This window comes from Streptomyces sp. NPDC045678 (assembly GCF_056432085.1).
In genome coordinates this window covers 261,164-275,624 of the sequence record NZ_JBWKJS010000008.1, presented here as the reverse complement: position 1 = coordinate 275,624, position 14,461 = coordinate 261,164, and the positions used below count along the sequence as shown (strand labels likewise).

The following is a 14,461-nucleotide window of genomic DNA, read 5'->3' as shown; positions in this document are numbered from 1 at the left end:
GCCTTGTTCCTGACTGCGGTCACGGCCATCGCGGGGTGCATCGAACACTTCGTGTGATGCATCAGAGGCGTTCCGGACGGTTGGTCGGGCGGCAGACGAGCCCGACCGGTGCATAGTCGGCCGGACTCGCCCGTAACCCGCATGTGAGCCTGGCTTCGGGGAGCTGCCCGGAGCCAGGCGTTCATGCGTCGGGGTGCCTTGCGGCCCCACGACGAGGAAACCCCAAGTCCTCGAGAGCTTCAAGCATCTGATCCGCCGTCATGATCAACAGTCTTGGCGAAAGCCCATGGTGAGGTATGGCGTTAAGGGGGTGGCGTTCGACTTCACCTCCGGAGATCGTTTGGAAATACCTGGTCAGAGCCCTGCAGGGGGTGGCGAAAGCTAGCGAATTCCGTCGATTGACAGAGCGGTGCGGAAAAGCCCATGTTGCGCGCTTCCCCCCGGCATGCCCCAAGGGGCGCGCTGCTGGTCCTCTTGCCAGGTCAGCCCGCTGGGGGCGGTCCGCTGTAGCCCCGCCGGCTCAGCCTTCCCAGGTTCGAATCCTGGCGCCGCCACTTGCAGGTAGACCCTCTCCGGTCTGCATGGGGTCGGTCCGCTCCAGGATCGTCCGCCCAGGTCATGGAACGTTACCTTTCGGCTCAGTCCTGTTGGAGTTCCATCTTGAACCGTTCGACGAGATCTTCCTCCAAAGGGCGTGAGTCGATGTACTCGAGGTAATTCCAACCCTGTACGTCCACGTGTGCGGTCGCCCCCGTCTTGAGGAGTGTGACGACTGTTTTTCCCTTTCCTCGCGCGTAACCGAGCTCGAAGTAGACGTTGGGGCGTTCCATGGTCAGGTCGGTGACCACGAAGCGGGCGGAGCTGATATTGCGCAGGATCGTCTCCGTCACTCGGAAGTCCCGCTTTATGTCCTTGGTCCTCTCGGCTCTCAGCCCCACTCGCCTAGCCGCGGACTCGATGGCCGCGAAAGTCGGATCCATGGCCGGATCGAAGCTGATCACCACAAAGACGTAGTCATCCACCACTTCGGTCTCCATGGGTGCGTCACCCGTGTCCGTGTCGCGGCCGAGCCTCTCCAGGGTCTGTCTCACCGTGTCCTGGATGATCCCCTGGATCTCCTGGACCGCCAGGACCTGAGCGGGCGAAGGGTCGGTGGACGTGCTCCAGCTCTCGATGGCCTCCGTCAGGTTCCTGATCTCCTCGGGATCCTCGTCGTTCAGGTCGACTGCGTGAATACCGATCAGGTCCGGGGGCAGGTCGCTGAAGCGCGCGCCACCGACCAGGACGGGGATCACCCGCTGCGAACGAGTGAGCGCCGTTTGCCACTCGCTCGTGACCCATCGGGACGTGAGAGAAGACGGTGAGATCAACACCAGGACTATCTCTGCGTCTTCAAGGGCCTTCGTGATGGCCCTTTGCCACTCTTCCCCGACTCGTAGACGCTTGTCGGACCAGACGTCGATCCCTGCCAGGCCGAGCAATTTCTCGAGTCTGCGAGCCGCAGGCGCGTCCCGCGACGAATAGCTCAAGAATACGGGCGGCTTCTCGCGCTTTTGGTGTTTGGTCACGTGTACCCCCTGTGGGAAGACATGGCCACGCTGAATCACCCTTTCTCCAAAGGCTCCCGTACGACCGTCGTGGACTCCGGGAGCAGGTCTCTGCCGATGAGGGCGGCCTCCTCGGGGACACGGAGCGTGAGCAGGCTGCGGACCCGCTCCAGGGTGCTGAGGTCGATGCTCGGGTGGAGCGTCTCGATGGTGAGTTCGCACAGCTTGGGGAAGAGGCCCAGCCAGTCCCACGTGGCTCCCATGTCGGCCTCCACCCACAGATGGGTGAGACGCTCCCCCGGGCACGTGGCAACGAACTCGTCCACCGTGAACTCGCCCGTGATCTTGATGTGGGAGCGGCCGCCGTAGCTGCGGAGCGCGTGGAGCTCGCGCAGGTTCGACACGGGGAAGTAGAGACCGTCCTCGGCGAGGTGCGCGACCACCTCCTGGCCGTACAGGTCCGTCTCATAACTGCCCCACGCGCGTGCGAGCTCGTTGCGGACCCGCAGGTCCGGATGGTCGCGATACTTGGCGAGCAGCTCGATCGCGGCGTCCGTGGGGAACGGCGTGGCCGTGAGCACGGTGAAGTACGCCTCGTCGGCCACCGCCCAGTACGCCTCCTCGTCCGCCGCGGCCTCCGCCCTCTGCAGCTCCGTGGCGAACGGCCCCGGCGCGTTCGGGAGCGGCGGCAGCTCCCGCGGGCCGGGCAGCAAGCCGAGTACGAAGGGTCCGATCGCCGTCAGCGCACGCGCCTGGTCCGGCGAGCGGGGCGGGATGAGGGCGGCCGCACGCTCCTGTACCTCCGCCCGCACCGCGGGAGCCAGCTCGGTCGCGTGCTCCAGGCAGGCGGCCGCGAGGAGGTGCAGACGGTCCCTGCCCCGCCGGGAGGTGTCCTCGCGACGGATCAGGCCGGTGAGGAGACGCGTGCGCTCCGTGGGCCGCGCGTGGGCCACGGCCATCCTGATGACGTCCTCCCACTGGTCCAGATGCGCGTTGGCGATCAGGAAGTCGAAGTCGAGCTCCTCGACCGCCGCTTTCGCCCCGAGGTAGTCCTGGAAGGTGCGGTGGACGAAGTCCATGGAGTCCGCGCTCGGCTCCCGGAGCAGACCACTACGGACGAGCAGATGCCTGTACACCGTCTCCGGAGTGCCCTGTTCGGCGACCTTGGGCATGGCGGGCAGCACCTGCCTCAGGAGATCCACCGCGTCGGTGCGGGTCATCTCCGAGCGGCCGTTGCGAATCATCCAGTAGGCCAGCTTCTGGATCAGCTGGATGTGCTCGGCCTCGCTGACGTGGATGGGCCCGCTCTTGTAGACACCGCGTTCGCGGTCACGCCGGAACAGCAGCATCGAAAGGGCCGCGTCATAGATCTCCTTGCGGCCCTCGGGGAGGAAGCCGCGGCGCTCCTGGTGCAGCGCGCAGATCAGCCCGCACATCAGGGGGTTGATCGCGAGCCGGCTCAGATCCCGCTGGGCCCGCACCGCGCGCAGCAGTTCGGTGGCGTACTGGTCGCTGATGCCCGCCGCCTTGTGCCAGCGCTGGATGAACTCGGCGATGTCGTCGCGCTTCATGGGCGCGAGGTCCAGCTCGACGAAGTCGTCGTCGGTCAGCCAGCGTTCCCGCACGGCGGACGGCCGCGAGGTGACGAGCCAGCGGTTGTCGGGGTAGGCGCTCAGCAGCTCCCGCAGCCAGCGGCGTGCGTCGTTGCGGTCGTCCTCGGGGATCTCGTCGATCCCGTCGATCAGGATGAGCCCGCGCCCCGCCTGCAGCACCCTGTCGATCCACCCGTGCGGCTGGCCCCCGGCGATCTGACAGTCCACGGCCGCCAGGAACTTGTCGGGCGTCGGGAGGGGTGCGCCGCTGCGGGTGAGGGTGCGCAAAGGGAGGACGATCGGCACGAGACCGTAGAGGTAGAGCAATTGCTCGTCGAGCGATCGCTTCGCCGTCGAAACCGCAAGCCACTGGATGAGGGTGGTCTTGCCGGAGCCGGCGAGTCCGCGCAGGAGTACGCGGTTGCGGCCCGCCAGGACGTGATCGGCCGGGACCAAGGAGGGCGTGCCGCTCAGTCCGTCGGCGGCCGCGTTCAGCCGCAGATACGCCACATCGAGCCGCCAGCTCTCCGGCGCGCCCGACAGGTCGAGGCCGAAGATGCTGAGCTTCCCGTGCCTGGTCGCGATGTAGTGCGCGTACCGCTCCTCGAAAGGGCCGTCCGCCGGGGACGGCGAACGGGTGATCAGGGAGTCGATCTTCCGCGTCAGTTCCTCGATGCCGCGGCTCTGTTCCAGCAGGGTGCGTGGGACGAACGTGGAGCGTTGGGTGAAGAAGTTCAGGATGTGCAGGCAGGCGGTGTCCAGGACGCCCGCGTGCAGCGTGACCGCGTCGTGGGACAGGCCCAGCGTCGCCGTCCTGTTCTGCGCGCGCAGATGCTGCGAGAGCGCCAAGTGGCCTAGGCGCACCGCCTGTACGTCGTCCATTTCGAGCGTTCCCAGGGAGCGCAGCGAGTCGGTGACGGCGTGGATGACGGCCTGCTTCTCGAACGACGGAAGCAGCTCCTCCACACCGGTCGAGTGCGCGGCCCGCTTCACCAGCTCCTCCGCGATCTTGTGCAGATCCTTGTCGGAGAGCGTGCGCTTCTCGCCGCGGAAGGAGACGAGGTGGCAGACGCGGACGGGCTTGTCGACGAGATCCGCTCCGGGACCCTCGGGTTGGAACAGCTTTCTGATCAGCGGCCCCACGATGCTCGACGCGAGCCGGGCTCCGATCACGGCGGGTTCCATGGGGGCCAGGATAGGGCTGCGCCCGCGCGGAAGACGGCCAACTGATGCCAATCGTTAGCGTAGTTGGCGTACGTGCCGTTGACGCGCGGGGAGTGTGGGACTCCGGGCCGAGCCTCCCTTTCGTGCGTGCGTCCGGCGCGCTCCGGCACGTTCCGCGCGGGCCGACGAGCCCCAACCGCAACGGATGGGCACACTGATCACATGTCGTCCCGTCGCAGAAACTGCCCGGAGTGCCGCCGTGAGATCGCCGTCGTCGGCGGACGCTTCGCCCGCCACGACCCGCCCGGCCCGCGCGGCACCGGCGACCTGGTCTCCTGCCCGGGGTCCCGCAGGCAGGCCCACCTGGGCGCCGCACAGCCGGCTCTGGACGGTTACGTGGTCCCGGACTGTCCCGGACAGCTCCCGCTGTTCTGAAAGCGGCCTGAAGGGCCCTCAGAAGCCCTTCCTGACCCTTCCGTTCCTGGACCCTCCGTGCTCGGCCCCTCCGTGCCCGGCCCCTCCGCGCCCCGTACCTCCGGCAGCCCGCCCAGCCGTCAGTTGCCCGCGACCGACTTGACCGCCACCGACACCGGCACGGACCCGCTGACCAGCTCCAGCGTCAGCCCGGCCGTCGCCGGCGTCTCCGTGAGCTCCGCGAGGACCGCGGCCACGTCGTCCCGCGGAACCGGCCCGCGCCCGGTCGACGCCTCCAGGCGTACGAGGCCGGTGCCCGCGTCGTCCGTCAGCATCCCGGGACGCAGGATCGTCCAGTCGAGGGCGGCACGCGCGCGTACGTCCGCGTCGGCCTCGCCCTTGGCCCGCAGATAGGCGTCGAAGATCTCGTCGCCCTGGTGGGCCGGATCGGCGCCCATGGACGACACCACGATGTAGCGCCGCACTCCGGCCCGCTCGGCCGCGTCCGCGAAGAGGACGGCGGCGCCCCGGTCCACGGTGTTCTTGCGGTCGGCGCCGCTGCCGGGCCCCGCGCCCGCCGCGAAGACGGCCGCGTCCGCGCCGCGCAGATGCTCCGCGACCTCGTCGACGGAAGCCGACTCCAGGTCGCACAGCACCGGTTCGGCGCCGGCCTCGCGCAGATCGGATTCCTGCCCGGCGTTACGGATAAGCCCGGCGACTTCGTCACCGCGCGCGGCGAGCAGACGCTCCAGCCGCAGCGCGATCTGACCATGACCTCCAGCGATGACAATGCGCATACTCCCGACCGTACGGCAGGGCGGAGGCAAGCGCTCAACGCGCGCGCGGGGACCACCGAAAGGATGCCGTACGCCCGGTCGCACGCCCCGCCACACACCCGCCGCACAGCCGGGTCGGAACGCCCTCAGGCCGACGGCTCGTCTCCCGCGGGCCGCCCGGGCGCCGCCCCCGTCGACCGCCCCTGACGCGGCAGGTCCAACGCCACCGCCGCCGCCGAATCGCAGTACTCGCGCACCGCACTGGTCCGCGCCACGACCCGGCCCCGGTGCACCACGATCCGGCTGTACGCGAGCGACAGCGCACCCGAGAGGCGGTCGCCGCGCACGGCGAGCAACTCGGCCGGGAAACCCGCCTCCACCCGCACTTCCGGAAGCCCCATGGCCGCCCGCGCGGCCCCGCTCACCGCGCCGTACGCGTCCTCGGGCCGCAGCCCGCACCGCGAGGCCAGCAAGTACGCGGCCTCCAGCGGATCCCCGCGCCCCACCGGGTTCGACACGTCCCGCATGGCCCCGCTGCCCGCGGCGACCCGCACCCCCGCCGACCGCAACAGGCGCACCGGCACCGTCCCGCGCCGCTCCGCACTCCCGCAGCCGCCCTGCGGCAGGCAGACAACCGTCACCGCGGCCGCGGCGAGCTGCTCGGCGGCGCGCGCGGCCACGTCCTCGGGCAGCCGTCCGAGCCCGGCGCACGGACCGAGCGTCACACCGGCCCGCAGGCCGCCCGCCATCGCCGCCAGCCGTCCGAGACGTGCCGGATCGTCACCGTCCGTGTGCAGGTCGACGGGGCAGCCGTGCTCCGCGGCGATCTCCAGGACCGCCTCCGCGTACCCCGTGGGATCGGGGTCCAGATCGGGGCAGCCGCCCACTACGGAGGCGCCCATTTTCACCGCGTCCCGCAGCATCGCGAGCCCGTCCGCGCCCGCGACGCCGGTCAGCAGCCGCGGCACGGCGACGGCCGTCAGGTCGACCAGGCCGCGGAGCGAGCGCCGTGCCTGCAGCACGGCCTCCAGCGGGCCGAGCCCTTGGACGTCGCCGATCCGCACGTGCGACCGCAACGCCGTGGCGCCGTGCCCCAGCTGCAGCAGCGCCGCCTCGGTGGCGCGGCGCTGGACGTCCGGGGCGTCGTACGAGACCGGGCCCGCCGTGTCCGCCGACAGCGCCGTGTCGCCGTGCGCGTGCGGCTCCGCGGCCGCGGGCAGCAGGAGGTAGCCGGCCAGGTCCACGCGCGCGCTGTGGGCGTTCAGACTGCCCGCGGTGCCGACCGCCTCGATGCGTCCGCCGCCGAGCCGGACGTCCACGGTCCGCCCGTCGGTGAGCCGGGCACCGCTGAGCAGCAGGGCCCCGGAGTCGTCGGCGGGACCGGAGCCGGAGGGGCCGGAGGCGCCGGAGGAGTGGGGCTGCTGCGGCTGGCTGTCGGGCATCGCGCTCCTCGGGCTCGGGGACGGCTGCAGTCGTCGAGGCGTCAAGATCACGCAGCGCGCGTCGAGCCTAGGACGGGGAAAGGCCCGCTTCGAGGAGGAGCGGAATAGTCGTACCGGTGTGGTGCGCGTACACGGATGGGGTGTTCAGAGGCGCCTGAGGCGGGCTGTCCGATGCCCTCGGACAGCCCTGGCGAAACGGATTTGGGCGATCGGCGACCAACCGTGTAATGTCTTCATCGCTCGCCCCAATAGCTCAGTCGGTAGAGCGTCTCCATGGTAAGGAGAAGGTCTGCGGTTCGATTCCGCATTGGGGCTCTGATGTCGAGTGATCCTCGCCTTCGGGCGGGGAGATCCGGCATCGCAGCGGTGTAGCTCAGTCGGTAGAGCAAGCGGCTCATAATCGCTGTGTCACCGGTTCAAGTCCGGTCACCGCTACTCCTGGTAGCCGATTGTGGGGTCGGTCCTTCGATCGGCTACTCTTTTTTTGCGTTCATCCGTCCATCCGTCCGTCCAAGGAGCACTCACGTGGCTGCCACCGACGTCCGCCCGAAGATCACGCTGGCCTGCGTGGAGTGCAAGGAGCGGAACTACATCACCAAGAAGAACCGGCGTAACGACCCGGACCGTCTTGAGATGAAGAAGCACTGCCCGCGCTGCAACGCGCACACTGCGCACCGCGAAACGCGCTAAACACAGGCTCGTACACGAGGCCGTCCCCGATTGTTGGGGGCGGCCTCGCGTCGTGTTGTGCGAAGCCATCCGCAACGAAACCAACCGCAGGAGGTGCCGAGCTCATGGCGCTCGACCAGTCCTTCGTGGGGCGTTCCTATCCCCCCACTGATCCTTATGAGGTCGGCCGGGAGAAGATCCGCGAGTTCGCCGAGGCTGTGGGGGACACCAATCCCGCGTACGTCGACACGGAAGCGGCCAAGGCGCTCGGTCACCCCGATGTGATCGCCCCGCCGACTTTTGTGTTTGCGATCACTTTCAAGGCCGCGGGGCAGGTCATCGAGGACCCGCAACTGGGCCTCGACTACAGCCGCGTCGTGCACGGCGACCAGAAGTTCGCCTACACCCGCCCGGTGGGTGCGGGCGACCGGCTCACGGTGACCTCGACCATCGAGGCCATCAAGTCGATGGCGGGCAACGACATCCTGGACATCCGCGGAGAGGTCCACGACGAGGCCGGCGAGCACGTCGTGACCGCCTGGACCAAGCTCGTCGCACGGGCGGCGGAGCCTGCGGCAGAAGGGGCCTGAGACGATGACGGCGAAGATTGCGTACGACGACGTCGAGGTCGGCACCGAGCTTCCGGCCCGGACCTTCCCCGTGACACGCGCCACTCTCGTGCAGTACGCGGGCGCTTCCGGGGACTTCAACCCGATCCACTGGAACGAGAAGTTCGCGCGCGAGGTCGGCCTCCCCGACGTCATCGCGCACGGCATGTTCACCATGGCCGAGGCGATCCGTGTCGTGACCGACTGGGTGGGCGACCCGGGAGCCGTCGTCGAGTACGGCGTGCGCTTCACCAAGCCCGTCATCGTCCCGAACGACGACAAGGGCGCCACCATAGAGGTCAGCGCCAAGGTCGCGGCCGTGATGGACGACAACCGCGTGCGCGTCGACCTGCTCGCGAAGAGCGGTGACCAGAAGGTCCTCGGCATGTCGCGGGCCGTCGTACGGCTTGCCTGACGCCTGCACGGGTAACTTGCCTGACGGCCGCATGGGTAAGGGGCGTCCTCCACGGGAGGGCGCCCCTTACGCATTCTCTGAGGCGCTAGTCCGTGTGCCCTGGAGTGGCCGTCCGTGGACATGCTTGACGACTTAGTGATTGGCCACTAACTTACTCGCATGGTCAGGATGAGCGCAGAGGAGCGGCGCGAAAGCGTCATCCGCGCGGCGATGGTCGAGTTCGCCCGCGGCGGCTACAACGGCACCTCCACCGAGGTGATCGCCAAACGGGTGGGTGTTTCGCAGCCGTATCTCTTCCGCCTCTTCCCGAGCAAGCAGGCCATCTTTCTCGCCGCTTCCGGGCGGTGCTGCCAGGAGGTCACGGAGGTCTTCCGCAACGCGTCCGAGGGGTTCGAGGGGGAGGAGGCCCTGCATGCCATGGGCGAGGCCTACCAGGCCCTCATCGCCGACGACCCGGACAAGCTCCTCATGCAGATGCAGATGTACGTCGCCGTGGCCTCCGCGGAGGCGTCCGGCGACCGGGAGTTCGGGGACGCGCTGCGGGCCGCCTGGATGGAGATGTACGACACGGTCCGCCTCGCGCTGGGGGCGGACGTCGACGAGACGACGCAGTTCCTGGCGTACGGGATGCTGATCAACGTCCTGGTGTCGATGGGGTTCCAGTCCGATCACCGGGTATGGACCGGCTTCTACGACTCGGCGCAGCCCAGAGCGTGAAGCCGTACGGGGGCGGGGGGTCTCCTTCTGTGCCCATGAAAGTTAGTCATCAATAACTAACCACAGGGGAATGCAATGCCGGAGCAGAAAGCGCAGCCGGAACAGGTGCCCTCACGCGGGGGAATGATCTGGGCCCTCGTCATCACGAGCGTCGCCGGGTTCATGGCGGCACTCGACAACCTCGTCGTCACCACCGCCCTGCCCTCCATCCGCGAGGACCTCGGGGGTGCCCTGCACGACCTCGAATGGACCGTGAGCGCCTACACCCTCACCTTCGCCGTGCTGCTGATGTTCGGCGCGGCCCTGGGGGACCGGTTCGGCCGCCGTCGGCTCTTCGCCGTCGGTCTCACGGTCTTCACCGCCGCCTCCGCCGGCGCGGCGCTCGCACCCGGCCTGGATGCGCTGATCGCCGCCCGCGCGGTGCAGGGTGTCGGCGCCGCGATCATGATGCCGCTCACGCTGACCCTGCTGACGGCGGCCGTACCGCAGGCCAAACGCGGCATGGCGTACGGCATCTGGGGCGCCGTCAACGGCCTCGCGGTCGCCAGCGGCCCGCTGATCGGCGGCAGCCTCACCGAGCACGTCTCCTGGCAGTGGATCTTCTGGCTGAACGTCCCGCTGGGGCTCGCCCTGCTGCCGCTCGCCCGGCTGCGCCTCGCCGAGTCCCACGCCCCCGGCGCGCGCCTCGACATGGTCGGCACCCTGCTCGCCAGCGGTGGGCTCTTCGGAATCGTCTACGCCCTGGTCCGCGGCCCCATCGACGGCTGGTCCAGCGCCACTGTCCTCGTCAGCCTGAGCGCGGGAGTCGTCCTGCTCGGCGGCTTCATCCGGCACGGGATGCGCCACAAGGCTCCGATGCTGCCCATGCGTCTCTTCCGTAGTCGTGCCTTTGCGGGAATCAACGCCGCGAGCCTGCTGATGTTCCTCGGGATGTTCGGCTCGATCTTCCTGCTCAGCCAGTACATGCAGATCGTCCTCGGCTACTCGCCCACCGAGGCCGGGTTGCGCATGCTGCCCTGGACCGGCATGCCGATGCTCATCTCGCCGCTGGCCGGCTACCTCTCCGACCGGATCGGCGGCCGCCCGGTCGTCGCCGTCGGCCTCTTCTTCCAGGCCGTGGGTCTGGCCTGGTACGCGGTCGTGGTGGCCCCCGACGCCTCGTACACCGTTCAGCTGCCGGCGCTGATCATCAGCGGCATCGGGATGTCCCTGTACTTCGCACCGGCCTCCAACCTGGTCATGTCCAGCGTGCGGCCGCAGGAGCAGGGCATCGCGTCCGGCGCCAACAACGCGCTGCGCGAGGTCGGCGGCGCCCTCGGCATCGCCGTGATGTCCTCGATCTTCTCGGCACAGGGCGGCTACGAGTCCGGGTGGGACTTCGTGAACGGCCTGGAGCCCGCGCTGTGGGTGGGCTCCGCGGTGGTGGCCCTCGCGGCGGTGGCGGCGCTCTGCATCCCGTCCCGTCGGCGGGCGACCGGAGGGACCGGTGCGAGTGCCGCCCCATCACAGGACGAGCTGATCGCCGTCTGAGAGACGTACGACAGCATCCTGGGGGCGCACGACAGCGCCTGACGGACGTACGAGAACGGCCCCGCCCTGACCGGTGGGGCCGTTCTCGTACTCTTGAGCACGTGCAGGAACTCCACGATGCCCCGCTCGCCCCGCTGACCACCTTCCGGCTCGGCGGCCCCGCGACCCGTCTGATCACCGCGACGACCGACGCCGAGGTGATCGCCGCCGTCCGTGAGGCCGACGACTCAGGAACCCCACTGCTGATCATCGGCGGTGGCTCGAACCTGGTCATCGGCGACAAGGGCTTCGACGGCACCGCCCTGCGGATCGCCACCCAGGGCTTCACGCTCGACGGCACGAAGCTGGAGCTCGCCGCCGGTGAGATCTGGACCGACGCCGTCGCCCGCACCGTCGAAGCGGGTCTGGCGGGCATCGAGTGCCTCGCCGGAATCCCCGGCTCCGCGGGCGCGACGCCGATCCAGAACGTCGGGGCGTACGGCCAGGAGGTCTCCACGACGATCACCGAGGTGGTCGCGTACGACAGGAAGACCCGGGAGACCGTCGTGATGGCGAACGCTGAGTGCGACTTCTCGTACCGGCACAGCCGCTTCAAGGCCGACCCCGACCGCTTCGTGGTGCTGCGGGTCCGCTTCGAGCTCGAGGACGCGCAGGGCATGAGCGCGCCCCTCAAGTACCCCGAGACCGCGCGCACGCTCGGTGTCGAGGCGGGGGACCGGGTCCCGGCCGCGGTCGCCAGGGAGACCGTCCTCAAGCTCCGCGCGGGCAAGGGCATGGTGCTGGACGCCGAGGACCACGACAGCTGGTCCGCCGGGTCGTTCTTCACCAACCCGATCCTCACCGAGGAGGAGTTCACCGCCTTCCACGCGCGCGTGACCGCACGTCTCGGCGCGGACATCACCCCGCCCGCCTTCCCGACGGGCGACGGCCGCGTGAAGACCTCCGCCGCCTGGCTCATCGACAAGGCGGGCTTCACCAAGGGCTACGGAGAGGGCCGCGCCCGCATCTCCACGAAGCACACGCTCGCGCTCACCAACCGCGGCGGCGCGACCACCGAGGACCTGTTGGAGCTGGCCCGCGAGGTCGTCGCGGGGGTGCGGGACGCCTTCGGAGTCACCCTGGTCAACGAGCCGGTGACGGTGGGCGTCAGCCTGTAGGGCAGGCACGGCGCACAGGGCGGGTCAGTAGGCCACGCCCACGCCCCGCTTCACGGTGTCCCGGTCGTCGATCATGCCGAGCATCGCGTGCGCGACGTCCGCGCGCCCGATCATGCGCCCCGAACGCGGAGAACCGCTCACGACCTTGCGGTAGCGGCCGGTGAGGGGCCTGTTCGTCAGGCGCGGCGGCCGGACCGAGGTCCAGTCTGTCGCGCTGGCGGCCAGTTCGGCCTCCATGGCCGTCAGGTCGGTGTAGACGTCCCTGAGCACCCGGCCGACCACACCCAGCAGGGCGCGGTCCAGGAACGGAGAGTCCGCGGGTTCCGGACCCACCGGGGCCGCGCTCACGACCAGCAGCCGCTGCGCGCCCTCCGTGTCCATCGCCCGCAGCACGCTGCGCGTGAGTTCCGTCGCGAGTCCCCGGCCCGCATCCGCGCGATTGCGGGCACCCAGCCCCGAAAGGACCGCGTCTCGGCCCATGACCGCGGGGCGCACCGCCTCCGGGTCCCTGACGTCCGCGCGGAACACCTCGAGCCCCTCGCCGGTCACCGTCAGGCGCGCCGGATCGCGCACCACCGCCGTGACCTTGTGACCTGCCGTGAGCGCCTGCCGGACGATCTCCTGACCGATGCCACCGGTCGCACCGAACACCGTGAGCCTCATCGCACACCCTCCCAAGGTGGGTAAGTATTCACTCACCCCCTAGAGTGAGTAACCACTCACCCCTACGTCAAGGCAGTTTGGACGGCCCATGCAGCAGAAGCCCACCCGGGCCCGCATCCTCGACGCGGCCCACGAGCTCATGTTCACCCGCGGCCTGGCCCGGGCCACCACCAAGGAGATCGCCAAGGCGGCGGGCTGCTCCGAAGCCGCGCTCTACAAGCACTTCGCGAGCAAGGAAGAACTGTTCGTGAGCGTGCTCAAGGAGCGGTTGCCCCGGCTGAACCCGCTCCTGAGCGAGCTCGTGGAGAAGCCGGGGGAGCGCAGCGTCCTGGAGAACCTCACCGAAATCGCAAGGCTGGCCAGCGACTTCTATGCGGAGAGTTTCCCGATCGCGGCCTCCCTGTACGCGGAGACCCAGCTGAAGCGCCGCCACGAGGACTCCATGCGCGAGATGGGCACGGGCCCCCACATGCCCATCGAGGCCCTGGACGCCTACCTGCGGACCGAGCGGGACGCCGGCCGGATCGCCCCCGACGCCGACACGTTCGCGGCCGCCTCACTCCTCATGGGCGCCTGCGCGCAGCGCGCCTTCGCCTACGACGCCACGGCCGGCAAGCGGCCCCCGCAGCCCGTCGAGGAGTTCGCCGCGGCACTCGCCCGCACGCTCCTGAAGGGCATCAGCTGACCAGCCAGTCGTCCACCCCGGCCAGCATCTTCCGCTGTACGTCGATGGGCGCGGCAGAACCGCGCACCGACTGCCGGGCGAGCTCCGCCAGCTCCGCGTCGGTGAAGCCGTGATGGGTCCGCGCGATGTCGTACTGGGCGGCGAGCCGCGACCCGAAGAGCAGGGGATCGTCGGCACCGAGGGCTATCGGCACCCCCGCCTCGAACAGCGTGCGCAGGGGGACGTCCTCCGGCTTTTCGTAGACCCCCAGGGCGACGTTGGACGCCGGGCACACCTCACACGTGACACCCCGCTCCGCGAGCCGCTTCAGAAGCCGCGGATCCTCGGCGGCCCGCACCCCGTGCCCGATGCGCACCGCGTCCAGGTCGTCCAGACAGTCCCGCACCGACGAGGGCCCGGTCAGTTCACCGCCGTGCGGCGCCGCGAGGAGACCGCCGTCGCGCGCGATGGCGAAGGCCCGGTCGAAGTCCCGCGCCATGCCGCGCCGCTCGTCGTTGGAGAGCCCGAAGCCGACGATGCCCCGGTCCGCGTACCGCACCGCGAGCCGCGCCAGCGTGCGGGCGTCCAGCGGGTGCTTCATGCGGTTCGCGGCGACCAGGACGCGCATGCCGAGGCCGGTCTCACGCGAGGCGCTCTCGACGGCGTCCAGGATGACTTCCAGGGCCGGGATCAGACCGCCGAGGCGCGGCGCGTAGGACGTCGGGTCGACCTGGATCTCCAGCCATCCCGACCCGTCGCGCAGATCCTCCTCGGCGGCCTCGCGCACCAGGCGCCGGATGTCCTCCGGCTCGCGCAGACAGGAGCGCGCGGCGTCGTAGAGCCGCTGGAAGCGGAACCAGCCTCGCTCGTCCGTCGCGCGCAGTTTCGGCGGCTCGGCGCCGGTCAGTGCCTCCGGAAGACGCACTCCGTACTTGTCGGCGAGCTCAAGCAGGGTGCTGGGCCGCATCGACCCGGTGAAGTGCAGGTGGAGATGGGCCTTCGGCAGTTCTCGTACGTCCCGTACACGCTCGTCTCGTACACGCTCCATTCGAGGATCTTGCCGTATGCACCTGGCGTCCCGGTAGCGGCTTTCCCCCTTCGGG

The 14,461-nt window shown here is 69.6% G+C and carries 14 protein-coding genes and 2 tRNA genes; 10 read left to right on the top strand and 6 right to left on the bottom strand.

What is annotated here, in order from left to right; all coding sequences use genetic code 11:
• Nucleotides 1–638: 638 nt before the first annotated feature.
• Entirely contained in the window at nucleotides 639–1,568 is a 930-nt protein-coding gene (locus tag AC07DO_RS27880) for a toll/interleukin-1 receptor domain-containing protein (protein ID WP_479063459.1), read from the bottom strand.
• A 35-nt stretch (nucleotides 1,569–1,603) separates the two neighbouring features.
• Nucleotides 1,604–4,324 (bottom strand): NACHT domain-containing protein, encoded by a 2,721-nt coding sequence (locus AC07DO_RS27875; RefSeq protein ID WP_479063458.1) that lies wholly within the window; start codon nucleotides 4,322–4,324, stop codon nucleotides 1,604–1,606.
• A 201-nt stretch (nucleotides 4,325–4,525) separates the two neighbouring features.
• Between AC07DO_RS27875 and AC07DO_RS27870 the strand changes: the two genes are divergently transcribed.
• On the top strand, nucleotides 4,526–4,738 hold the full coding sequence (locus AC07DO_RS27870; RefSeq protein WP_150216804.1) for a hypothetical protein: 213 nt from the start codon (nucleotides 4,526–4,528) through the stop codon (nucleotides 4,736–4,738).
• A 119-nt stretch (nucleotides 4,739–4,857) separates the two neighbouring features.
• Here AC07DO_RS27870 and AC07DO_RS27865 read toward each other — a convergent pair whose 3' ends face one another.
• Together AC07DO_RS27865 and AC07DO_RS27860 are read right to left on the bottom strand one after the other, a co-directional pair.
• Nucleotides 4,858–5,514 carry an NAD(P)H-binding protein gene (locus AC07DO_RS27865; protein WP_479063457.1) on the bottom strand — a complete coding sequence of 219 codons (657 nt, stop codon included), beginning with the start codon at nucleotides 5,512–5,514 and terminating at the stop codon, nucleotides 4,858–4,860.
• Nucleotides 5,515–5,639: 125 nt separating this feature from the next.
• Complete coding sequence (locus tag AC07DO_RS27860) at nucleotides 5,640–6,935, bottom strand: amidohydrolase family protein (RefSeq protein WP_479063456.1); 1,296 nt, start codon at nucleotides 6,933–6,935, stop codon at nucleotides 5,640–5,642.
• A gap of 242 nt (nucleotides 6,936–7,177) precedes the next feature.
• Between AC07DO_RS27860 and AC07DO_RS27855 the strand changes: the two genes are divergently transcribed.
• The 8 genes from AC07DO_RS27855 (at nucleotide 7,178) to AC07DO_RS27820 (ending at nucleotide 12,031) form a co-directional block, all read left to right on the top strand.
• Nucleotides 7,178–7,250: transfer RNA gene (locus AC07DO_RS27855), tRNA-Thr, on the top strand.
• A gap of 47 nt (nucleotides 7,251–7,297) precedes the next feature.
• A tRNA-Met gene (locus AC07DO_RS27850) sits at nucleotides 7,298–7,370 on the top strand.
• A 90-nt stretch (nucleotides 7,371–7,460) separates the two neighbouring features.
• A complete protein-coding gene (rpmG, locus tag AC07DO_RS27845) occupies nucleotides 7,461–7,625 on the top strand; it encodes a 50S ribosomal protein L33 (RefSeq protein WP_004571794.1) in 165 nt (54 codons plus the stop codon).
• Nucleotides 7,626–7,729: 104 nt separating this feature from the next.
• Entirely contained in the window at nucleotides 7,730–8,194 is a 465-nt protein-coding gene (locus AC07DO_RS27840) for an FAS1-like dehydratase domain-containing protein (RefSeq protein ID WP_479063455.1), read from the top strand.
• Nucleotides 8,195–8,198: 4 nt separating this feature from the next.
• A complete protein-coding gene (locus AC07DO_RS27835) occupies nucleotides 8,199–8,627 on the top strand; it encodes a MaoC family dehydratase (protein WP_479063454.1) in 429 nt (142 codons plus the stop codon).
• Between the two features lie 159 nt (nucleotides 8,628–8,786).
• Complete coding sequence (locus AC07DO_RS27830; protein ID WP_479063453.1) at nucleotides 8,787–9,344, top strand: TetR/AcrR family transcriptional regulator; 558 nt, start codon at nucleotides 8,787–8,789, stop codon at nucleotides 9,342–9,344.
• 75 nt (nucleotides 9,345–9,419) lie between these two features.
• A complete protein-coding gene (locus AC07DO_RS27825; protein ID WP_479063452.1) occupies nucleotides 9,420–10,874 on the top strand; it encodes an MFS transporter in 1,455 nt (484 codons plus the stop codon).
• A gap of 38 nt (nucleotides 10,875–10,912) precedes the next feature.
• The gene (locus AC07DO_RS27820; RefSeq protein WP_479063651.1) at nucleotides 10,913–12,031 is read left to right on the top strand and encodes a UDP-N-acetylmuramate dehydrogenase; all 1,119 of its coding nucleotides are present in this window, start codon (nucleotides 10,913–10,915) and stop codon (nucleotides 12,029–12,031) included.
• Between the two features lie 24 nt (nucleotides 12,032–12,055).
• Here the strand turns inward: AC07DO_RS27820 and AC07DO_RS27815 are convergent, their stop codons facing one another.
• The gene (locus AC07DO_RS27815) at nucleotides 12,056–12,694 is read right to left on the bottom strand and encodes an NAD(P)-dependent oxidoreductase (RefSeq protein WP_479063451.1); all 639 of its coding nucleotides are present in this window, start codon (nucleotides 12,692–12,694) and stop codon (nucleotides 12,056–12,058) included.
• Between the two features lie 88 nt (nucleotides 12,695–12,782).
• Here AC07DO_RS27815 and AC07DO_RS27810 point away from each other — a divergent pair, with 88 nt between their 5' ends.
• Entirely contained in the window at nucleotides 12,783–13,379 is a 597-nt protein-coding gene (locus AC07DO_RS27810) for a TetR/AcrR family transcriptional regulator (protein ID WP_479063450.1), read from the top strand.
• Here the strand turns inward: AC07DO_RS27810 and AC07DO_RS27805 are convergent.
• A complete protein-coding gene (locus tag AC07DO_RS27805; RefSeq protein WP_479063449.1) occupies nucleotides 13,372–14,406 on the bottom strand; it encodes an adenosine deaminase in 1,035 nt (344 codons plus the stop codon). The two genes, AC07DO_RS27810 and AC07DO_RS27805, sit on opposite strands and share 8 nt — an antisense overlap.
• Nucleotides 14,407–14,461 lie beyond the last annotated feature (55 nt).

Coding starts and splice junctions, on each gene's coding strand:
- AC07DO_RS27865 (WP_479063457.1), bottom strand. CDS start 5,514: ATGCGCATTGTCATCGCTGGAGGTCATGGTCAGATCGCGCTGCGGCTG.
- AC07DO_RS27810 (WP_479063450.1), top strand. CDS start 12,783: ATGCAGCAGAAGCCCACCCGGGCCCGCATCCTCGACGCGGCCCACGAG.
- AC07DO_RS27815 (WP_479063451.1), bottom strand. CDS start 12,694: ATGAGGCTCACGGTGTTCGGTGCGACCGGTGGCATCGGTCAGGAGATC.
- AC07DO_RS27860 (WP_479063456.1), bottom strand. CDS start 6,935: ATGCCCGACAGCCAGCCGCAGCAGCCCCACTCCTCCGGCGCCTCCGGC.
- AC07DO_RS27825 (WP_479063452.1), top strand. CDS start 9,420: ATGCCGGAGCAGAAAGCGCAGCCGGAACAGGTGCCCTCACGCGGGGGA.
- AC07DO_RS27830 (WP_479063453.1), top strand. CDS start 8,787: ATGGTCAGGATGAGCGCAGAGGAGCGGCGCGAAAGCGTCATCCGCGCG.
- AC07DO_RS27805 (WP_479063449.1), bottom strand. CDS start 14,406: ATGGAGCGTGTACGAGACGAGCGTGTACGGGACGTACGAGAACTGCCG.
- AC07DO_RS27840 (WP_479063455.1), top strand. CDS start 7,730: ATGGCGCTCGACCAGTCCTTCGTGGGGCGTTCCTATCCCCCCACTGAT.
- AC07DO_RS27870 (WP_150216804.1), top strand. CDS start 4,526: ATGTCGTCCCGTCGCAGAAACTGCCCGGAGTGCCGCCGTGAGATCGCC.
- AC07DO_RS27835 (WP_479063454.1), top strand. CDS start 8,199: ATGACGGCGAAGATTGCGTACGACGACGTCGAGGTCGGCACCGAGCTT.
- AC07DO_RS27875 (WP_479063458.1), bottom strand. CDS start 4,324: ATGGAACCCGCCGTGATCGGAGCCCGGCTCGCGTCGAGCATCGTGGGG.